This is a genomic window from Rhodococcus sp. BP-261, from assembly GCF_019835205.1.
Classification (GTDB): Bacteria; Actinomycetota; Actinomycetes; order Mycobacteriales; family Mycobacteriaceae; genus Rhodococcoides; species Rhodococcoides kyotonensis_B.
Genome location: NZ_JABUCO010000005.1, coordinates 57,611 through 77,465 on the forward strand (window position 1 = coordinate 57,611; position 19,855 = coordinate 77,465).

17 protein-coding genes are annotated in these 19,855 nt (G+C 66.1%); 10 read left to right on the top strand and 7 right to left on the bottom strand.

The window, feature by feature from the left end:
• Positions 1 to 59: 59 nt before the first annotated feature.
• A complete protein-coding gene (locus HQ354_RS07770; protein ID WP_068428477.1) occupies positions 60 to 755 on the top strand; it encodes an HU family DNA-binding protein in 696 nt (231 codons plus the stop codon).
• 133 nt (positions 756 to 888) lie between these two features.
• Here HQ354_RS07770 and HQ354_RS07775 read toward each other — a convergent pair whose 3' ends face one another.
• From HQ354_RS07775 to cofC, 3 genes are all read right to left on the bottom strand, one after another.
• Positions 889 to 1,824 (bottom strand): NUDIX hydrolase, encoded by a 936-nt coding sequence (locus HQ354_RS07775; RefSeq protein ID WP_114331264.1) that lies wholly within the window; start codon positions 1,822 to 1,824, stop codon positions 889 to 891.
• The gene (locus tag HQ354_RS07780; protein ID WP_374107325.1) at positions 1,824 to 4,055 is read right to left on the bottom strand and encodes an RNA degradosome polyphosphate kinase; all 2,232 of its coding nucleotides are present in this window, start codon (positions 4,053 to 4,055) and stop codon (positions 1,824 to 1,826) included. The genes HQ354_RS07775 and HQ354_RS07780 overlap by 1 nt, the downstream gene beginning before the upstream one ends.
• A 62-nt stretch (positions 4,056 to 4,117) precedes the next feature.
• Entirely contained in the window at positions 4,118 to 4,765 is a 648-nt protein-coding gene (gene cofC, locus HQ354_RS07785; RefSeq protein WP_174551449.1) for a 2-phospho-L-lactate guanylyltransferase, read from the bottom strand.
• A 142-nt stretch (positions 4,766 to 4,907) separates the two neighbouring features.
• Between cofC and HQ354_RS07790 the strand changes: the two genes are divergently transcribed.
• Both HQ354_RS07790 and HQ354_RS07795 read left to right on the top strand, forming a co-directional pair.
• Positions 4,908 to 5,906 (top strand): NAD(P)H-dependent glycerol-3-phosphate dehydrogenase, encoded by a 999-nt coding sequence (locus HQ354_RS07790; protein ID WP_222634605.1) that lies wholly within the window; start codon positions 4,908 to 4,910, stop codon positions 5,904 to 5,906.
• 51 nt (positions 5,907 to 5,957) lie between these two features.
• On the top strand, positions 5,958 to 7,064 hold the full coding sequence (locus HQ354_RS07795) for a D-alanine--D-alanine ligase family protein (protein ID WP_222634604.1): 1,107 nt from the start codon (positions 5,958 to 5,960) through the stop codon (positions 7,062 to 7,064).
• On the opposite strand, the gene HQ354_RS07800 is transcribed toward HQ354_RS07795, so the two are convergent.
• Positions 7,061 to 7,669: a DUF3515 domain-containing protein gene (locus HQ354_RS07800; protein ID WP_222634603.1), complete on the bottom strand. Its 609-nt coding sequence runs from the start codon at positions 7,667 to 7,669 to the stop codon at positions 7,061 to 7,063. The genes HQ354_RS07795 and HQ354_RS07800 overlap by 4 nt on opposite strands.
• Before the next feature lie 28 nt (positions 7,670 to 7,697).
• On the bottom strand, positions 7,698 to 7,931 hold the full coding sequence (locus HQ354_RS07805; RefSeq protein WP_068428494.1) for an Lrp/AsnC ligand binding domain-containing protein: 234 nt from the start codon (positions 7,929 to 7,931) through the stop codon (positions 7,698 to 7,700).
• Positions 7,932 to 8,101: 170 nt separating this feature from the next.
• Between HQ354_RS07805 and HQ354_RS07810 the strand changes: the two genes are divergently transcribed.
• Entirely contained in the window at positions 8,102 to 9,058 is a 957-nt protein-coding gene (locus tag HQ354_RS07810; protein WP_222634621.1) for a thiamine-phosphate kinase, read from the top strand.
• 27 nt (positions 9,059 to 9,085) lie between these two features.
• Positions 9,086 to 9,778, top strand: a complete 693-nt coding sequence (locus HQ354_RS07815) for a uracil-DNA glycosylase (RefSeq protein WP_222634602.1) — start codon at positions 9,086 to 9,088, stop codon at positions 9,776 to 9,778.
• 12 nt (positions 9,779 to 9,790) lie between these two features.
• Here the strand turns inward: HQ354_RS07815 and HQ354_RS07820 are convergent, their stop codons facing one another.
• Entirely contained in the window at positions 9,791 to 10,579 is a 789-nt protein-coding gene (locus HQ354_RS07820; RefSeq protein WP_222634601.1) for an enoyl-CoA hydratase/isomerase family protein, read from the bottom strand.
• Positions 10,580 to 10,715: 136 nt separating this feature from the next.
• Positions 10,716 to 10,907 (bottom strand): 50S ribosomal protein L28, encoded by a 192-nt coding sequence (gene rpmB, locus HQ354_RS07825; RefSeq protein WP_008717389.1) that lies wholly within the window; start codon positions 10,905 to 10,907, stop codon positions 10,716 to 10,718.
• Positions 10,908 to 11,171: 264 nt separating this feature from the next.
• Between rpmB and HQ354_RS07830 the strand changes: the two genes are divergently transcribed.
• From HQ354_RS07830 to coaD, 5 genes are all read left to right on the top strand, one after another.
• Positions 11,172 to 12,860, top strand: coding sequence for a DAK2 domain-containing protein (locus HQ354_RS07830; protein WP_222634600.1), 1,689 nt, complete (start codon positions 11,172 to 11,174; stop codon positions 12,858 to 12,860).
• A gap of 30 nt (positions 12,861 to 12,890) precedes the next feature.
• A complete protein-coding gene (recG, locus tag HQ354_RS07835; RefSeq protein WP_222634599.1) occupies positions 12,891 to 15,152 on the top strand; it encodes an ATP-dependent DNA helicase RecG in 2,262 nt (753 codons plus the stop codon).
• Between the two features lie 110 nt (positions 15,153 to 15,262).
• Positions 15,263 to 18,676, top strand: a complete 3,414-nt coding sequence (locus HQ354_RS07840; RefSeq protein ID WP_068428508.1) for a pyruvate carboxylase — start codon at positions 15,263 to 15,265, stop codon at positions 18,674 to 18,676.
• 17 nt (positions 18,677 to 18,693) lie between these two features.
• Positions 18,694 to 19,263 (top strand): 16S rRNA (guanine(966)-N(2))-methyltransferase RsmD, encoded by a 570-nt coding sequence (gene rsmD / locus HQ354_RS07845; RefSeq protein ID WP_222634598.1) that lies wholly within the window; start codon positions 18,694 to 18,696, stop codon positions 19,261 to 19,263.
• A 46-nt stretch (positions 19,264 to 19,309) separates the two neighbouring features.
• Complete coding sequence (coaD, locus tag HQ354_RS07850; protein ID WP_114331254.1) at positions 19,310 to 19,798, top strand: pantetheine-phosphate adenylyltransferase; 489 nt, start codon at positions 19,310 to 19,312, stop codon at positions 19,796 to 19,798.
• Positions 19,799 to 19,855: the final 57 nt, after the last annotated feature.

The window sequence follows — 19,855 nt, forward strand, 5'->3', positions numbered from 1 at the left end:
GGGGTTTACCGTTGTAGTAGTCGGTCCGACGATGGGCCACAATATTGCGGAGGAAATCCATGAACAAGGCAGAGCTGATCGATGCCCTGACCGAGAAGTTGGGGTCTGACAGGCGGAGCGCGACCGAGGCTGTCGAGAACATCGTCGACACCATCGTGCGTGCAGTTCACCGTGGCGAGAGCGTCACCATCACCGGATTCGGTGTGTTCGAGCAGCGTCGCCGTGCGGCTCGTGTCGCGCGCAACCCTCGTACCGGCGAGACCGTTCGCGTGAAGCCGACCAACGTTCCTGCTTTCCGTCCGGGTGCTCAGTTCAAGGCCGTCATCGCTGGCGGACAGAAGCTTCCGGCGTCCGGCCCTGCCGTCAAGCGTGGATCGGCTGCTGCGCCGGCGAAGAAGACTGCAGCAGCGAAGAAGACCGCAGCCAAGAAGGCAGCAGTCAAGACGACCGCTCGTAAGACCACGGCAGCCAAGAAGGCAGCACCGGCCAAGACGACGGCCCGCAAGACCACCACCGCCGCCGCGAAGAAGGCAGCACCGGCCAAGACGACGGCCCGCAAGACCACCACCGCCGCCGCCAAGAAGGCAGCTCCCGCGAAAACTGCTGCCAAGAAGACCACGGCTGCAGCGAAGAAGGCTCCGGCCAAGACCGCAGCCAAGAAGACCACGGCTGCAGCGAAGAAGGCTCCGGCCAAGACCGCAGCCAAGAAGACCGCCGCCAAGAAGGCCCCGGCCAAGCGCACCGCACGCAAGTAAGCGTCGAACGGTACGGCAGTACCGAAAACAACGACAGGGCCCCGACATTCGATGTCGGGGCCCTGTCGTCGTCCTGTATGTCGTTGTCGTGGACCGTTTCTGTGTCGGCCGTTGTGTCGTGTCGTACCGCGTATCAGTCTTCGGCAGGCACGGTCGGCAGCGGGCTCGCCAGGTGATCGGCCGCGATCAGTTTGTCGCCGTACAGCGTCAGCACCCAGACGCTGCCTTTTCGATTGCGGTTCGGCGGTAGCGTGACGCCGTCCTTCTCCGCCCACCACGACAGCAGATCCGGAATGACCTTGCCCTGACTGCACAGTGCGGTCACGTGATCGGCCGACGCGATCTCGCGGGCACGCCGGCGAGCGGTCGGCGGGTCCTCCCAATACCCCTCTTCGGACAGCAAGGGTTCCAACGTGATCTGTTCCCCCAGCGCGTCCGCAAGAGGCTGGACGGTTTGCACACACCGCCGCCGATTCGCCGCGTGCACGGTCTCCGCTCCGAACGCTCGCAGCTGTCCGACGAGCGCCGCTGCCTGGGTTTGTCCGAGCTTGTCCAAGGGGCGTAACGCGTCGTCGCCTTTGTAGCGCGATCGTTGCCCGGCGCGACCGTGCCGAACCAGCAACAGGGTCCGGGTGTCCGCCGGTTGCTTCAGGAATTTGTTCAGCACCTTGCGATCCATCGGATACGACAATTCACGCGCGGCGTGCTCGGGGCTTACCCATCTCAGCTCGTCCACTTCGGAGTTCGCTTCGAATTTGCCGTCGCGTGCCTCCGCGGCCCAGTAGTCGACCTTCTTCGTCTTCTGGTGCCCCGGAACGGGATACGTGACCTTGGTCAGATACCGGCCCAATCGGGCGTCGAACCCCGTCTCCTCGGCGATTTCCCGCACTGCGGCCACGACGGCGTTCTCGCCCGGGTCGATCTTTCCCTTCGGAAAAGACCAGTCGTCGTACTTCGGGCGATGAACGAGAGCGACACGAATGTCGCCTCCGTCGCCGGGGCATCGTCGCCACAGGACGGCACCCGCGGCGAAGATGTTGGCGCGCAGCGATTTGTCGCCGCGGCTCATCAGGAGGCCCGACTCCGACGGCTGCGCATCAGCTCGACCTGGTGCTCGCGCACGGTCTCACCCTGTGCGGGCGACGCGGCCCAGCTGCCGTCGGGCTGCAGAACCCAGCAGCGCGTGGTCGGGTCGAGAGCGGACTCGAAGATGTCGTCGAGTTGAGCAGTCAACCGTGGATCCTTCACCTGCGCCATGACTTCCACGCGGCGGTCCAGATTGCGATGCATCATGTCCGCGCTGCCGATCCAGAATTCTTCCGAACCGCGGAACTCGAGTATCCGTGAGTGTTCGAGGAAACGCCCGAGAATGGAACGCACCTCGATGTTCTCGCTCAGGCCGGGTACTCCTGGCTTCAGCGCGCAGATGCCGCGCACGACGACCTGGATCGGGACTCCGGCAGCGGACGCACGGTACAGGGCGTCGATGACCTGTTCGTCCACGAGCGCGTTGGCCTTCAACCGGACACCGGCGTTGCGGCCGGCCTGCTTGTGCTCGACCTCGCGTTCGATGCGCTCGATGATTCCGCGTCGAACCCCGTACGGAGCCACCAGGAGGTTCCGGTAGTGGGACTTGCGGGAGTATCCGGTCAGCGAATTGAACAGGTCGGTGAGGTCGGCGCCGATCTCGGGCGACGACGTCAACAAGCCCACGTCCTCGTAGATGCGGGCAGTCTTCGGGTTGTAGTTGCCGGTTCCGATGTGGCAGTACCGACGAATGACCGATCCTTCGCGTCGAACGACGAGGCACGTCTTGCAGTGCGTCTTCAAGCCGACGAGACCGTACACGACGTGTACCCCGGCTTTTTCGAGCTTGCGTGCCCATTCGATGTTGGCCTGCTCGTCGAACCGCGCCTTGATCTCGACCAGTGCGACAACCTGCTTGCCCGCGCCTGCCGCGTCGACGAGTGCGTTGACGATCGGTGAGTCACCGGAGGTGCGGTAGAGAGTCTGCTTGATGGCGAGCACGTGCGGATCGGCAGCCGCCTGCTCGATGAAGCGCTGCACACTCGTCGAGAATGAATCGTACGGATGCTGCACCAGCACATCGCCGTCGCGCAGCGTCGAGAACACGCTTTTCGGTGTTTCGCGCTCGCCGAACGCCGGATGCGTCGCGGGCACGAACGGTGCGTCCTTGAGGGTGGGACGGTCGACGCCGTACACCTGCCACAGGCAGGACAGGTCGAGGAGGCCAGGCACCTGGATGACGTCACCGGGGTCGACGTCGAGTTCGCGCAACAGCAGACCCAGCATGTGTTCGGTCATGTCGTCGGCGATCTCGAGGCGGACCGGAGAACCGAATCGGCGACGCGCCAGCTCGCGTTCGAGTGCCTGCAGCAGATCCTCGTCTCGATCTTCCTCGACCTCGAAATCCGCGTTGCGCGTGATGCGGAACGCATGGCTCTCCACGACTTCCATTCCGGGGAACAGGACGTCGAGGTGCGCCGAGATGACCTCTTCCATCGCGAGGAACGCATCGACGGCCTGGCCGTCGCCGCCGCGTCGCACACGCACGAAACGGTCGACGTTGTCCGGAACCTTGACGCGCGCGAAGTGCTCGCCTGCGGTGGCGTAATCCTTCACCGTGACAGCGAGATTGAGGCTGAGGCCGCTGATGTACGGGAACGGGTGGGCGGGGTCGACGGCGAGAGGTGTCAGTACCGGGAAGATCTGTTCCTGGAAGTACGCGGACAGGCGTTCGCGTTCGGCGTCGTCGAGGTCTCGCCACCGGACGATCTCGATGCCCTCGGATGCCAATTCGGGCAGGATCGAGTCGAGCAGCACCCGCGCGTGGCGACGCGCAAGTTCCTGTGTCCGTTCGCCGATCAGCGCGAGCTGTTCGCGGGGAGTGAGACCGTCGGCGGATCGAACCGACAGCCCCGTCTCGTCACGACGTTTCAGACCCGCGACGCGGACCATGTAGAACTCGTCGAGATTCGAGGCGAAGATGGCGAGGAACTTCGCACGCTCGAGGAGCGGAAGCGACGAATCCTCCGCGAGAGCGAGAACGCGTGAATTGAAGTCCAGCCAGCTCAATTCGCGGTTCAGATAACGGTTTTCGGGCAGAGCGTCCTTGTTCTGGACGACCTCGGGAGTGGTGGCGGCGGGTAGGGCGGACGGACTGCTCGGTGTCACGTTCGCCAGGGGAGCACTCCATTCCGCAGCCTCGACACCGCCCGAAGGGCCAGTGGATTCCGATTCGCCGGTTTGTACTTCGCTGTCGCTCACGAGAACGATCATCCCCCATTCCGTCGACGGTTGAAACTCGGATCGGCCATTTCGATCGCGATGCCGTGGCCGCATCACCAACCGAGCGTACGGAGAACTTCCGCGGTGGCGGGTCCGACACCCAACGAGAGTGCTTGTCGCACGTCGTCGATCGTGTCCACGTCGAGACGGAGGCCGGGCCAGGTGCCGTCGAGATCGTCGGCGCCCGACTGTCGGTGACGCTGAGCCGACGCCGGTCCGAACAGGGGAGTGAAGTCGCTCGCACCTGCCTTCAGGATCAGTGCAGCCGTTCCCGTTCCGTGATGATCGCTGACGACGGACCGCGACGCCGGGCGTGCGGTCTCGTAGGCTTCGGCGAGTTCTTCCGAACGCAATGCGGGCAGATCGGCCTGCAGGACGATGATGTCGTGTTCTCCGCCGGCACGAGCGGAGGTCATCGCAGCCGAGAACGCCGAGTTCAGTCGGTCGGCGGACGTGCCGTCCTCGCCGGCCGGATCCTCGACGACGAGGGCCCCCAACTCGTCCGCCACGTCGGCGACGGTCGGATCCGGCGTGACGACGGTGATCGACCCGACTGCCTCCACCGCACGGGCCGCCTGCACGGTGTCACGCAGCATCGCCACGACGAGCCGCGCCCGATCGACGTCCGAGAACGAATCGGCCAACCTCGTCTTGGCGGTGGTCAGATCCTTCACTGCGATGACCACGTGGGCGGTACTCATGGGTACCGATCCTGCCAGCGTGCGCGTCGCGCGCCGAGTTCGACCTCGGTGACGGGGCTCGGGCGGCTACTGTGATGCGGCGGCATGCTGGCGGGGTGGCCGACGCGGATTCCGGCGAGACTTTTCGAGAAGGTGGTTTTCGATGACCAGAGCAGCAGTACTCGGTTCCGGATCGTGGGGAACGGCATTCGCGAAAGTGCTTGCCGATGCCGGGACGGACGTCACGATGTGGGCCCGACGTGAGGAGTTGGCGTCGGCGATCGCCGACAAGCACGAGAACACCGACTATCTCCCCGGAATCACGTTGCCGTCGTCGATCTCGGCCACGAGCGACCCGGCGACGGCGCTCGACGGGGCCGACATCGTCGTGCTCGCGGTGCCCTCGCAGTCGTTGCGCGCCAACCTGGCCACGTGGACCGACTTCATTCCGGCGGATGCGACGCTGCTCAGTCTGGCCAAGGGAATCGAGACCGGAACGTTGCTGCGTATGAGTCAGGTGGTCGGTCAGGTGACGGGGGCGGATCCGAGTCGGATCGCGTCGTTGTCCGGCCCGAATCTCGCGCGGCCGATCGCGGAGGGGCAGCCGGCTGCGACGGTCATCGCATGCCCGGATTCCAGGCGCGCGCTCGAGATTCAGAAGTCCTGTGCCACAGGCTATTTCCGTCCCTACACCAATTCCGACGTCATCGGCTGCGAAATCGGCGGTGCGTGCAAGAACGTCATCGCCCTCGCCTGCGGAATGGCGAGTGGCGTCGGCTACGGCGAGAACACGCTCGCGTCGATCATGACGCGCGGCCTCGCCGAGATCATTCGGCTCGGCACCGCGCTCGGCGCGAAGCCGGCGACGCTGGCCGGTCTCGCGGGCGTCGGCGATCTCGTCGCGACATGCTCGTCGACGCTGTCGCGCAACCGCACGTTCGGTGAGCGTCTCGGGTCGGGCGGATCGATGGAGAGTGCGCAGGAAGCTGCACACGGTCAGGTCGCCGAGGGCGTCAAGTCCTGCACGTCGGTACGTGCGCTGGCCGAGAGCTACGACGTCGAGATGCCGCTCACCGAAGCGGTCCACCGCGTGTGCCACGAAGGATTGTCGGTTCCCGACGCCGTCGGGCATCTGCTCGGCCGTCGTATCAAGCCCGAGTGAAGGTGGGCCACGTCCACTGTGGCCGATGAGGTGGCGGTACGGTTTGGAACCGTGAGCACACCCCGTACCAAGGTCGCCGTCCTCTTCGGCGGCCGGAGCAACGAGCACGCCGTGTCCTGTGTATCCGCAGGCAGCGTGCTGAAGCATCTCGATCCGGAGCGGTACGAGGTCGTCCCGATCGGCATCACCACCGACGGCGCCTGGGTGCTCGGCGCCTCGGACCTCGAAGCACTGGCCATCCACGGCCGTGAACTTCCGTCCGTGGACAAGGACGGCGTCGCGCTGGCACTGACGGCCGATCCGACCCGTCGAGGCGCGCTCGTCGGACTCGGGGAGGGTGACGCGGGCAAGGTGCTCGACGCCGTCGACGTCGTCTTCCCGATCCTGCACGGACCGTACGGCGAGGACGGAACGGTTCAGGGGTTGCTCGAGCTCGCAGGCATTCCGTACGTCGGCCCGGGCGTCCTCGCCAGCGCTGCGGGAATGGACAAGGAGTTCACGAAGAAGTTGTTGGCGGCGGAGGGGCTGCCGGTCGGCAGGCAGATGGTGCTCCGGCACGACACCGAATCGTTGACCCCTGCGCAGCAGGATTCGATCGGACTGCCCGCATTCGTCAAGCCCGCGCGTGGCGGATCGTCCATCGGCATCTCACGGATCGTCGCGTGGAGCCAACTTCCGGCGGCCATCGCCGAGGCTCGTCGCCACGATCCGAAAGTGGTTGTGGAAGCGGCCGTTCACGGGCGTGAGGTCGAGTGCGGTGTTCTCGAGTTTCCGGACGGTGCCGTGCGCGCGAGCGCGGTCGCCGAGATCAAGTTGCCCGGCGCCGACGCGAACGACCACTCGTTCTACGACTTCGACAGCAAGTACCTCGACGACGTCACCGAATTCGACTTGCCCGCCGATCTTTCCGAGGACGTCGCCGACCGAATCCGTGCGATCGCGGTCGACGCGTTCCGTGCGCTCGATTGCCAGGGACTCGCGCGTGTCGACTTCTTCGTCACCGACGACGGCCCCGTCATCAACGAGATCAACACGATGCCCGGATTCACCTCGATCTCGATGTACCCGAAGATGTGGGGCGAAAGCGGTGTCGAGTACGGGGCCCTGCTCGATACGTTGATCGAGACCGCCGTCGCCCGGGGTGTCGGACTGCGCTAGTTCGGAGGCTGACGCAGAGGCGCAGGATCGAGCGGTGTCTGCGGCAATGCGGCGGTGATTGCGTTCGACGCGTCCTGCAGCGGTGTCGGTCCCGACCCACCGGGAACGGTCAATGCGACGTAGACGGCGCGGTCGACGGCGAACCACGTACTGGCGTCGATGCCGGAGTCGGCACCGGACACCTCGAACCATTGCACATCGTTGACGACCTGCAGGGGCGCTGCGACGTCGAACCCGTCAGGTCGGTCGAGGCCACAACGCAGGACGACAGGTTCGGACTCGTCGTCGCCTGGTGCCCACGCGCGAGCGCCCGCCGGGGCAGGGTCGAGCAGTTCGGCCGAGCGGTAGTCACCGAGTTGCTCGGGCAGAGCGCCCAGCAGCGAGGTGCATTCCGGACTCTCGGCTTCGGGCGCGTTCACCGGTCCGAGTGCTTCGGGTGGGCGCGTGGACTTGCCCGACACCATGACGGCCGCGACGATGACACCGATCAGCAGCGCGACCGGAAGCGCGACCGCCGTCGCGATGACCGCCGGGTGACGCCGCTCGGGTTGCTCCTGAAGTGTCGGCTCTGTCGGTGGCTGGGGCCTGGATTCGGGTTCGCTCATGGTCCTTCGGTCTTTTCGCAGTGCGAGGTCAGTGCTGGTCGACGACCTGGCAGGTCAACGTGCGAGTGATCGAGTCGACCTTCTGGATGTGTCCGACGATGTCGCGAACCTGTGCGTCGCCTTCACCCTCGGCGCGCACGACGACGTCGTACGGTCCGGTCACTGCTTCTGCCGACACCACGCCGGACACCTCGCGCAACGCGGATGCCACGAGGCCCGCGCGCCCCACCTCGGTCTGGACGAGGACGAATATCTGCACCATTGCTGGTCCCTTCCGGCGATCCTCGGCCGCGACACCGGCGGTAGTGTCGAGCGAGGGGAACGTGATCGTGGTGAACAGTTCACCGCCTGCGCACCTGCCGCTAAAAGTACCGCAGCGGCGAATCGGGTCCTCGCGCGCACGACCACCATCGACACGAGGGAGCTTTCGTCATCGACAACGGAGAGACGACCGTCGGCAGCGTCGGCGAGTTCGGTGTCATCGACAGGATCACCCAGGGGCGGCATCATCCGGCCGACACGGTCCTCGGCCCGGGAGACGACGCGGCGATCGTCGCCGCGCCCTCGGGATCGGTCGTGGCTACGACGGATATGTTGTTGCAGGGCAGGCATTTTCGACTGGACTGGTCGAGTCCGGTCGACATCGGACGTAAAGCGATTGCGCAGAACGCTGCGGACGTCGTGGCGATGGGTGCACGGTGCACCGGCTTCCTCGTCGCCCTCGGCTGCCCGTCGGACACGCCGATCTCGGTCACCGACGGACTCACCGACGGGCTGTGGCTCGAAGCCGAGCGCGCGGGAGCGGGCATCGTCGGCGGTGATCTCGTGCAGTCGGAGAGCCTCGTGATTTCGATCACCGCCCTGGGGGACCTGGACGGGCGACCCGCCGTACTCCGTTCCGGGGCGCAACCGGGAGACGTCGTCGCCGTCGCCGGTCGGCTGGGACGGTCGGCCGCTGGGCTCGCCGTCCTGCTGGCGGGAATCGACGGTCACGACGGACTCGTCGACGCGCATCGGGTTCCCAGCCCGGACTATTCCCGAGGGGCGGCTGCCGCGCGTGCGGGTGCGACGTCGCTCACCGACGTCTCCGACGGGTTGCTCGCCGACCTCGGGCACATCGCGGACGCGTCGTCCGTGTCGATCGACGTCGTCACGGAACTGCTGCACCATGACGACGACATGCGTTCTGCGGCAAACGAACTCGGGGTGTCCGTGTTCGACTGGATGCTCGGCGGAGGTGAGGACCATGCGTTCGCCGGAACCTTCCCGGCGAGCGTGATTCTGCCCGACGGGTGGGTCGTGATCGGGGCCGTGCACGACGGGTCGGGCGTCACCGTCGACGGGAGAGGTCACGACGGGAGCCACGGCTGGTCGAGCTTCTCCGTGTGAGGACAGTTCTGGGCTATGTTGCACGATATGACGAAGAAGCCGCTCGCGGAGGTAGTCGAAAAGGGTTGGGCTACAGCGCTCTCCCCGGTCGAGGATCGGATCACGCACATGGGGAACTTCCTGCGTGAGGAGGTCGCGAACGGTCGGCAGTATCTGCCGTCGGGGGACAACGTGTTGCGCGCGTTCACCCGACCGTTCGACGACGTCCGTGTCCTGATCGTCGGGCAGGACCCGTACCCGACGCCGGGACATGCGGTGGGGCTGAGCTTCTCGGTCGCCCCGGATGTGCGCCCGGTGCCGCGTTCGCTCGCGAACATCTTCAAGGAGTACACCGAGGATCTCGGCTTCCCGACGCCTACCTCCGGCGATCTGACGCCGTGGGCGGATCAGGGTGTGCTGCTGTTGAATCGAGTCCTCACCGTCGAACCGGGTGTCGCCGCGTCGCACCGACGGAAAGGGTGGGAAGCGGTGACGGAACAGGCCATTCGAGCGCTCGTCGCCCGCTCCGAATCCGGTGAATCGGCGGGCTTGGTCGCCATTCTGTGGGGACGCGACGCGGCGACGCTGAAGCCGATGCTCGGAAGCACCCCGTACATCGAATCGGCCCATCCCTCACCGCTGTCCGCGTCGCGCGGATTCTTCGGTTCTCGGCCGTTCAGCAGAACGAACGACATCCTCGCCGACGGCGGCCACCGGCCGATCGACTGGCGGCTGCCCTAGCGGAGGAGAGGATCAGGAGAAGTCGGGGCGACGCTTCTCGACGAACGCGTCGACGCCTTCGCGTCCGGTAGGACTGTCGGCGGCGGCCGAGATGGACTCCGTCTCCGCAGCCAATTGCTGTGCGAGAGTGTTGTTCTCGGACTGCAACAGCAGCGCTTTCACGCCCTGGAACGCCGCGGTCGGGCCCGCGGCGAACGTGCGCGCCAGACGTTCGGCCTCGCTCACGATGATGTCGTCACCCACCAGACGGCTGAGGATGCCGAGGCGAACGGCTTCCTCGCCGTTGATGATCGAGTCGTTCAGCAGAATATCCCGCGCCCGAGTGGAACCGACGATGCGGGGGAGCGTCCACGTCAGTCCGCCGTCCGGAGTGAATCCGATTCCGGGGTAGGCGGGACGAAGTTTGGTCGCGCGGCCGCCGATCGCGACGTCGGCGTGGCACACGATGCTCATGCCCGCGCCCGCCGCCCAACCCTGGACGCCTGCGACGATGGGCGCCGTGGCTGCGGCGAGCTCGGAGACGAAAGCGTGGAACGCGTCGGCGACCCCGCGCACGTACGCGCCGCGATCGGGTGCGTCGGCGAAGGCGCGGACGTTGCCGCCTGCACAGAAGTTCGGACCGGATCCGACGAGCAGAACACATCCCGCGCGAAGTTCGCCCGCGTTCAGCAACCGAAGTGCCGCAGCGCCTTCCGTCATCGCGTCACCGTTCAGCGACGTTCCCGCGGCCTCGGTGGCCACGGTGATTCTCAGGACACCGTCCTCGAGATGGACGTAGTTCGCGCTTTCGATGTTGGTCACCGTCGCACTGTAACGTGCCTCACCCGAGGGGACGCGAACCCCCTCCGGCAGATACGACGATGCCCCCGAAAACAACTGTGCCCCGACGCTGAACAGCGTCGGGGCACAGTCGATGATGCAGACGGTGAGGGCTCGATCAGCCCCGAACCACCTTGCCGGCCTTGAGGCAGGAGGTGCACACGTTCATGCGCTTGCTGTTGCCGGGGGCAACCTGAGCGTGAACGGTCTGGATGTTCGGGTTCCAGCGACGGTTGGTCCGTCGGTGCGAGTGCGAGACCGACTTACCGAAGCCGGGCCCCTTGGCGCATACGTCGCAGACGGCAGCCATAGTCGCGAACTCCTTGATAGATGTTGTTCATTACATGAGGGCATTTGCTCCGACACGTACGACGCGCACAGCACACCGTGCCGCATCAGGCAACCCTGCAAGAATAGCCGTGCCCCCGGAATTAACCAAACCGCCACCTGAGGGCGTACGTCACAGCCGCTGGGAACGGTAGCCGCCCGTCACCGAGTCTAGGCTTGTTCGGTGTCGGTCCGCCGACGCACGGGGAGTTCTCGATCGATCTGCAGCGTCGAACAGGGGGTGTACGTGGCGGAGAGCGAGCTCGAGGCGACGTCGACAGAACTCGGCGTCGACGAGTTGCGTACGTGGGCGTACCGATGTGTCGACGATCTGACCGCGCGATGCGACGAGATCAACGAGCTGAACGTCTTTCCCATCCCCGATTCCGACACCGGAACGAATCTGGTGTTCACCGTCCGCGCCGCCGTCGAGAGCATGCGCGCGGCCGGACCCGACGCGGATCTGTCGACCACGGCGTCGGCCCTCGCGGCGGGAGCAGTGGCAGGCGCGCGAGGAAATTCGGGCGTCATCGTGTCGCAGGTTTTGCGTGCGGTCGCAGAAGTGGCGTCTCGTGGCTCATTCGACGGTGCGGCGTTGACCGATGCTCTCGTGCGCGCAGCCGAACTCGTCGTCGAGGTCGTCAGCGTTCCGGTGCAGGGCACCATCGTCAGCGTGCTCGCGCGGGTGGCCGAGGACGTGTGGTCGCTCGATCGGCAGGCCGACGTGACGGTGGTGGCTCGCCGGGCTGCCGAATCGGCGTCGAGTGGGCTCGATCGCACCCGCAAGCAGTTGCCCGCTCTCGACGCAGCAGGTGTCGTCGACGCCGGAGCACTCGGTCTCCGCGTGATGCTCGACGCACTCGCCACCACGCTGACCGGTGCTGTCCCGTCGCGGCAGCGCTATCACCGACGGGTCGACCCGCAGACGCGACGAGGCGCCTCACCCCGGTTGCTGCCGCGGGCGACGATCGTCGGCGACGTCACGCACGGCGAAGCGACGGTCGGATACGAAGTTCTGTACGGGATTCGCGACATCGACGACGACGGTGCGCGACAGCTTCGACTCGGCCTTGCAGACATCGGGGATTCCGTCGTCGTGGCGGGCGACGGCGACGGCGGGTGGTCCGCGCACGTCCACACCGCCAATGCAGGGCTGGCCGTGGAGGTCGGTCTGAAGATCGGGAACGTGCACGGGGTGCGGATCGAAGTGTTGGAGTCCGCCGAGGCGGGTTCGGGTGGGCACTGTCACCCGGGTCACACCACTGCCGACGTTCGCGGTGGACGCGACATTCTCGCGGTCGTGGCCGGCGACGGTGCCGAAGGGCTCTACTTGGGCGAGGGTGCCAGCGTCCTCCGATCCGACAGGCAACGAGTGGGGCCTGCCGAACTGTGCGCCGCGATCGTCGAATCCAACCACCCCGAAGTTCTCGTCCTGCCCAACGGAGCTCTGTCCGCCCAGGAGTTGGTGCACGTCAGTATCGCGTCGCGCAACGCGGGCAAGGACGTGCTGATGCTGCCGTCCGGTTCGATGGTGCAGGGACTCGCCGCGCTCGCGGTCCACGACGCGTCGCGTGCGGCGGTGGACGACGCCTTCGCGATGTCCGAAGCGGCGGCCGGCACCCGGTGGGCGTCGCTGCGTCACGCCGAGGAACGCTCGCTCACGTGGGTCGGAACCTGCGAGCCCGGTGACGGTCTCGGACTCGTCGGGCACGAAGTCGTCGTCATCGGCCCCGACGGGGTCACCGCCGGCCGCGACCTGCTCGATCAACTTCTGTCGGTGGGTGGTGAGATGGTGACGATGCTGATGGGGCGGGCCGCGTCGGACGAGTTGGGTGAGCAGCTGACCGAACACGTACGCACCCGCTATCCAGGTGTGGAAGTCGTGGTCTACCACGGCGGACAGATGGACGAACTGGCGCAGCTCGGCATCGAGTGACTCACGAGAAGGGACGGACGACAAGCAATCATGGCCGTACTCTCGGATCGGCTCGACTCCGTGCTGGGCGCGACGGTGTCCACGCCGCTGCACGAATTCTTCGACATCTCCACCGTCGAGGACCTGCTGCGCCATTACCCACACCGGTACATGACCCACGGCGGGGAACTCAGCGAGAAGGAACCGCCGGAAGGTGAACACATCACCATCGTCGCCACCATCTCGTCGGCGACGCTGCGGCAGATGAAAGTGCGCAAGGGCCAATTTCTCGCGGTGTCGCTCGCGGCAGACGGCCAACAGATCGACGCCAGCTTCTTCAACCCTCACAAACTCAAGCACGTCCTGGTGCCGGGACGCCGCGGCATGTTCTCCGGGAAGGTCAAGTACTTCGGCCGTCGCTGGAATCTCGCACACCCCAGTTACGTGCTGCTCGGTGGTGACGACGAGGACGGCGCGATCGTGCCGGCCGGCCGGATCGTCGGAGGCGGGGCGCTCGCCGGCTTGGCTCGCGGGTCGGTCGACTCCTCGGGCAGCGTGGACATGGCCATGTTCGAGCGCAGGTACGTGCCGATCTATCCGGCCACCAAGGACGTCGAGAGCTGGACGTTCATGCGCTGCGTTCGTCAGGTTCTCGACCGACTCGACCCGACGCCGGATCCTGTTCCGGCCGACATCCTGGCCGATCGCGATCTCGTCGACCTGGACACCGCACTTCGATGGATTCACTTTCCGGACTCCTCGGAGCAGAAGGAACAAGCCCGTGAGCGTCTGAAGTTCGACGAGGCGCTCGCGGTGCAGTTGGTGCTGGCATCGAGGCGTCGGGACGTCCAGGCGCGGTCGGCTCCGCCGTGCCCGCCGCGGACCGACGGCATCGCGGCCGAATTCGAACGCCGACTTCCGTTCTCGCTGACCGAAGGTCAGCTCACCGTCGCGGGGGAGATCTCCGACGACCTGTCCCAGGGCCACCCGATGTCCCGGCTGCTGCAGGGCGAAGTCGGCTCGGGTAAGACCGTCGTCGCGCTGCGGGCGATGTTGCAGGTCGTCGACGCAGGCCACCAATGTGCGTTGTTGGCACCGACGGAAGTGCTTGCCGCCCAGCACGCTCGTTCCATCACGTCGATGCTCGGTTCGCTCGCGACCGCGGGCGAACTGGGATCGCACGATCTCGCGACGAAGGTCGCGTTGCTCACCGGGTCGATGAGTACGGCGGCCAAGAGGTCGGCGTTGCTGGACGTGGTCACCGGGGATGCAGGCATCGTCATCGGCACGCATGCACTCATCCAGGACCGCGTCGAATTCATGGACCTGGGCATGGTCGTCGTCGACGAGCAACACCGATTCGGCGTCGAACAGCGAGATGCGCTGCGGGGTAAAGCCCGTGAGGGCACGAGCCCACACCTGCTCGTGATGACGGCGACGCCGATTCCGCGAACCATCGCGATGTCGTCCCTCGGTGATCTCGAAACGTCCACGCTGACGCAACTTCCCCGTGGTCGATCGCCGATCGTCAGCAACGTCGTGTCGTCGAAGGACAAGCCGGCGTGGGTCGGTCGCGCGTGGGAACGCATCGTCGAAGAGGTCGAGCAGGGTAGGCAGGCGTACGTCGTGTGTTCGCGGATCGGCGGCGACGAGGACGAGAAGCCGGCCAAGAAGGCGTCCGACGAGGGAACGAATCTGCCCAAGCCGAAGGCCGCGCTCGACATGTTCGACATGCTGCGTGACGGTCCGCTGGCGCAGCTACGAGTGGGACTCCTGCACGGACGTATGCCGTCCGACGAGAAGGACGTCGCGATGTCCGAGTTCAATGCGGGCGAGATCGACGTTCTCGTCTGCACGACCGTCGTCGAAGTCGGCGTGGACGTGCCCAACGCGACGGTGATGGTGATCGTCGACGCCGACAGGTTCGGGATCAGTCAGTTGCATCAATTGCGCGGCCGTATCGGCCGAGGTGGCCACCAGGGTCTGTGCATCATGATCACCCAACTCGGCGGCGGCGGTCCGACGGCAGAGCGCTTGAAGTCGGTGGCGGCCACGAACGACGGATTCGAGCTGGCCAAGCTCGACCTCGCGATGCGGCGTGAAGGCGACGTCCTCGGAGCAGCGCAGTCCGGCACGGTCAGCAGCCTTCGTCTGCTCTCGCTCTTCGACGACGAGGACGTCATCGCCGACGCGCACGACTGCGCCCGCGCGTTGTTCGACGCAGACCCGCAGTTGGAGAACAGCCCGGGCATCGCCACGATGATGAAATCGGCGTGGCGGTCGGACCGAATAGACTTCCTCGACAAGTCCTGACCGGGGTCTGCCGACCTCTGCACCGTTCAAGCAACGCATTTTGGTCAATTTGTCCCACATCTCGAGACTGAGGTCACATCGACAGCGCTCGGCGGCGGTAGGTTGAGCCAATGTTCTCCAAAGTGTTGGTTGCAAATCGCGGCGAGATCGCCATCCGAGCGTTCCGCGCGTCGTACGAGTTGGGTGCCGCGACAGTGGCTGTCTTCCCCTTCGAGGATCGCAACTCGGTCCATCGAACGAAGGCCGACGAGGCGTACGAGATCGGCGAGAAGGGTCACCCCGTTCGCGCCTACCTGTCCGTGTCCGAGATCGTCGCCGCCGCGAAACGGGCAGGCGCCGACGCGGTGTACCCGGGCTACGGGTTCCTCTCGGAGAACCCGGACCTCGCCGCCGCGTGCGCCGAGGCAGGCATCACGTTCGTCGGGCCGTCGTCCGACGTGCTCGAGCTGACGGGCAACAAGGCCAGGGCGATCGCCGCGGCCAAGCGTGCAGGCTTGCCCGTGTTGGCGTCGTCGGAGCCGTCGAGCGACGTCGACGAGTTGGTGGCCGCATCCGAATCGATGACCTTCCCCGTGTTCGTCAAAGCCGTGGCCGGTGGCGGTGGCCGCGGTATGCGACGCGTGGCCGAACCCGCGCAGCTGCGTGAGTCCATCGAGGCCGCGGCGCGTGAGGCGGAGTCGGCGTTCGGCGATCCGACGGTGTTCCTCGAACAGGCCGTCATCGACCCGCGTCACATCGAGGTCCAGATCCTCGCCGACGGCGAGGGCAACGTCGTCCATCTCTTCGAGCGCGACTGCAGCCTGCAGCGTCGACACCAGAAGGTCATCGAGCTCGCACCCGCACCCAACCTTCCCGCCGAGGTGCGCGAGAAGATCTGCGCCGACGCCGTCGCGTTCGCGAAGGAGATCGGCTACTCGTGTGCAGGCACCGTCGAGTTCCTGCTCGACACTCGGGGCAACCACGTCTTCATCGAGATGAACCCTCGCATCCAGGTCGAGCACACCGTGACCGAGGAAGTGACCGACGTCGACCTCGTGCAGGCACAGCTACGGATCGCGTCGGGGGAGACCCTTGCCGACCTCGGCCTGAGCCAGGACAAGATCGTGCTGCGCGGTGCCGCACTGCAGTGCCGCATCACCACCGAGGACCCGGCCAACGGGTTCCGTCCCGACACCGGTCGCATCACCGCCTACCGCACCCCGGGCGGCGCAGGTGTCCGTCTCGACGGCGGTACGACGCTCGGCGCCGAGGTCGGTGCGTACTTCGACTCGATGCTCGTCAAATTGACTTGTCGCGGACGGGATTTCGAGACCGCTGTGGCGCGTGCGCGCCGTGCGGTGGCCGAGTTCCGCATCCGCGGTGTCGCGACGAACATCCCGTTCCTGCAGGCCGTTCTGGTCGATCCCGACTTCACCGCGGGACGCGTCACGACGTCGTTCATCGAGGAACGTCCGGAGCTGTTGACCTCGCGCACCTCGGGTGACCGCGGCACGAAGATCCTCAACTACCTCGCCGACGTGACGGTCAACAAGCCGCACGGGGAGCGCCCGTCGACGGTGTACCCGCAGGACAAGCTTCCCGAGGTGGACTTCTCGAAGCCCATTCCGGACGGCAGTCGTCAGCGTCTGCTCGCGCTCGGGCCCGAGGGCTTCGCGCGCGATCTGCGCAGTCGCAAGGCGCTCGGCGTCACCGACACGACGTTCCGCGACGCGCACCAGTCGCTGCTCGCGACGCGTGTACGAACGTCCGGGCTGCTGATGGTGGCACCCTACGTCGCGCGTACGACGCCGGAACTGTTGTCGATCGAGGCATGGGGCGGTGCGACGTACGATGTGGCGCTGCGGTTCCTGCACGAGGACCCGTGGGAGCGCCTCGCGGCGTTGCGTGAAGCGGTGCCGAACATCGCGCTGCAGATGCTGCTTCGCGGACGCAACACCGTCGGCTACACCCCGTACCCGGAGAAGGTGACCCGCAGCTTCGTCGCGGAGGCCACCGACACCGGTATCGACATCTTCCGCATCTTCGACGCGCTCAACAACGTCGACCAGATGCGTCCGGCGATCGACGCGGTGCGTGAAACCGGTACGGCCATCGCGGAAGTCGCGCTCAGCTACACCGGCGACCTGTCCAACCCGAACGAATCGCTCTACACGCTCGACTACTACCTGAAGCTGGCCGAGCAGATCGTCGACGCCGGTGCGCACATCCTCGCGATCAAGGACATGGCAGGCCTGTTGCGTGCTCCTGCCGCGAAAACCCTTGTGACAGCACTGCGCTCGAACTTCGATCTCCCGGTGCACGTGCACACGCACGACACGCCGGGCGGACAGTTGGCGACGTATCTCGCTGCGTGGGAGGCAGGCGCGGACGCCGTCGACGGTGCAAGCGCCGCGATGGCCGGAACCACCTCGCAGCCCGCACTGTCGGCGATCGTCGCCGCGGCAGCACATTCCGAGCGCGACACCGGTCTCGACCTGGACGCGGTATGCGACCTCGAACCGTACTGGGAGGCGCTGCGCAAGGTGTACGCGCCGTTCGAGTCCGGACTTCCGGCACCGACGGGCCGCGTCTACACGCACGAGATTCCGGGCGGCCAGTTGTCGAACCTGCGGCAGCAGGCGATCGCCCTCGGCCTCGGCGACAGGTTCGAGACCGTCGAAGCGAACTACGCTGCGGCCGACCGGATGCTGGGCCGTCTGGTCAAGGTGACACCGTCGTCCAAGGTCGTCGGCGATCTCGCGCTGGCTCTGGTCGGCGCGGGCGCGTCGGCCGAGGAGTTCGCCGAGAACCCACGGGCATACGACGTTCCGGACTCGGTCGTCGGATTCCTGCGCGGAGAACTGGGCACACCCGCGGGCGGATGGCCGGAACCGTTGCGCACGAAGGCATTGGAAGGTCGCACCGAGCCCAAGCCCGAGACGCCGATCTCGGAGGAGGACGAGAAATCGCTCGACGGAACCTCTGCCCAGCGTCGAGATGCACTGAATCGCTTGCTGTTTCCCGGACCGACGGCCGAACTGGCAGCGCACCGCGAGAAGTACGGCGACACGTCGCGGCTGTCGGCGAACCAGTTCTTCTACGGCCTGCGTCAGGGCGAGGAGCACCGGGTCAAGCTTGAGAAGGGCGTCGAACTGCTCATCGGACTCGAAGCGATCTCCGACGCCGACGAGCGCGGCATGCGCACGGTCATGTGCATCCTCAACGGCCAGTTGCGGCCGGTGTCGGTGCGGGACCGCTCGATCGCCTCCGATGCCCCGACGGTGGAGAAAGCGGATCGGTCCGATCCCGGACACGTGCCTGCCCCGTTCGCAGGCGTCGTCACGCTGTCGGTGTCCGAAGGCGACAAGATCGCCGCGGGAGACGTCGTCGGCACGATCGAGGCCATGAAGATGGAAGCCGCGATCACCGCCCCCAAGGGTGGCACGGTCACCCGTCTCGCGATCGGCAACGTCCAGCAGGTCGAAGGCGGCGATCTGCTGCTGGTGATCAAAACCGGATCGGGCGCGGAGGCGCCGAGCGCGTGATGCGTAACCTTCTGTAGATGACCAGGATCGTCGCAGGCATTGCAGGAGGACGGCGGTTGAAGGTGCCGCCTCGCGGTACACGTCCCACGTCGGAACGTGTCCGCGAGGCGCTCTTCAGCTCTCTCGATTCCAGGCTCGACCTCGACGGTGCCGTCGTGCTCGATCTGTTCGCGGGATCGGGAGCCCTTGGCCTCGAAGCACTTTCGCGTGGAGCGTCGTCGGTTCTGTTGGTCGAGTCGGATGCTCGCGCGGCGTCGGTCGTGCGCGACAACGTCTCCGGCGTCGGCCTGGCGGGTGCGACGGTTCGCTGCGCGCCCGTGTCGGCGGTGCTGGCCGCGCCGGCCGACACGCAGTACGACCTCGTGATGGCAGATCCGCCGTACGCCGTCAGCGATGCCGCGGTCGAGAAGATGCTGCAGGACCTGCTCGCCGGGAACTGGCTCGCGCCGGAAGCCGTTGTGGTGCTCGAACGTTCGTCGAGATCGCCCGAGACCGCATGGCCGGACGGGCTCGTTCCGGAGAAGGTCAAGAAGTACGGCGAGACGCGTATCGAGATCGCGAGCGTGGCAGCCCAGCTCGGCTCCTGACGCCTGTCCGGCTCCTGACGCGTCCTCGGTGATAGCGTCTTCGTCCATGACTGGAGCTGTGTGCCCTGGATCCTTCGACCCCGTGACCAAAGGTCACCTCGACGTCATCACCCGGGCTGCAGCGCAGTTCGACGAGATCATCGTCACGGTGATGATCAACAAGAGCAAGCGCGGACTGTTCACGGTCGACGAGCGCATCGAACTGTTGAAGGAAGCCACCGGCCATCTCGGAAACGTGCGGGTGTCGTCGTGGCACGGCCTGCTGGTCGACTACGCACGCCAGGAAGGCTTCACCGCCATCGTCAAGGGACTGCGCGGCGCCAACGACTTCGACTACGAACTGCAGATGGCGCAAATGAACCAGAAGTTGTCCGGCGTCGACACGCTTTTCATTCCGGCGAACCCCACGTACAGCTTCCTGTCGAGTTCTCTCGTGAAGGAAGTGGCGATGTTCGGCGGCGACGTCGAGGACATGGTTCCTGCTCACGTTCACGGACCGCTCCTCGAGCGCATCGCCGAACGCAAGGCGGAGTAGCGCGCGACACGCTTGTTCCGACACACCGCGGGCGCGTCGCGCACGGGCGGGGATCTG

Excerpts from the sequence above, each read along its gene's own strand:
- HQ354_RS07775 (WP_114331264.1), bottom strand. The coding sequence starts at position 1,824 with ATGAGCCGCGGCGACAAATCGCTGCGCGCCAACATCTTCGCCGCGGGT.
- HQ354_RS07790 (WP_222634605.1), top strand. The coding sequence starts at position 4,908 with ATGACCAGAGCAGCAGTACTCGGTTCCGGATCGTGGGGAACGGCATTC.
- rsmD (WP_222634598.1), top strand. The coding sequence starts at position 18,694 with ATGACCAGGATCGTCGCAGGCATTGCAGGAGGACGGCGGTTGAAGGTG.
- recG (WP_222634599.1), top strand. The coding sequence starts at position 12,891 with ATGGCCGTACTCTCGGATCGGCTCGACTCCGTGCTGGGCGCGACGGTG.
- cofC (WP_174551449.1), bottom strand. The coding sequence starts at position 4,765 with ATGAGTACCGCCCACGTGGTCATCGCAGTGAAGGATCTGACCACCGCC.
- HQ354_RS07770 (WP_068428477.1), top strand. The coding sequence starts at position 60 with ATGAACAAGGCAGAGCTGATCGATGCCCTGACCGAGAAGTTGGGGTCT.
- HQ354_RS07780 (WP_374107325.1), bottom strand. The coding sequence starts at position 4,055 with ATGATCGTTCTCGTGAGCGACAGCGAAGTACAAACCGGCGAATCGGAA.
- rpmB (WP_008717389.1), bottom strand. The coding sequence starts at position 10,907 with ATGGCTGCCGTCTGCGACGTATGCGCCAAGGGGCCCGGCTTCGGTAAG.
- HQ354_RS07805 (WP_068428494.1), bottom strand. The coding sequence starts at position 7,931 with ATGGTGCAGATATTCGTCCTCGTCCAGACCGAGGTGGGGCGCGCGGGC.
- HQ354_RS07840 (WP_068428508.1), top strand. The coding sequence starts at position 15,263 with ATGTTCTCCAAAGTGTTGGTTGCAAATCGCGGCGAGATCGCCATCCGA.
- HQ354_RS07815 (WP_222634602.1), top strand. The coding sequence starts at position 9,086 with ATGACGAAGAAGCCGCTCGCGGAGGTAGTCGAAAAGGGTTGGGCTACA.
- coaD (WP_114331254.1), top strand. The coding sequence starts at position 19,310 with ATGACTGGAGCTGTGTGCCCTGGATCCTTCGACCCCGTGACCAAAGGT.
- HQ354_RS07800 (WP_222634603.1), bottom strand. The coding sequence starts at position 7,669 with ATGAGCGAACCCGAATCCAGGCCCCAGCCACCGACAGAGCCGACACTT.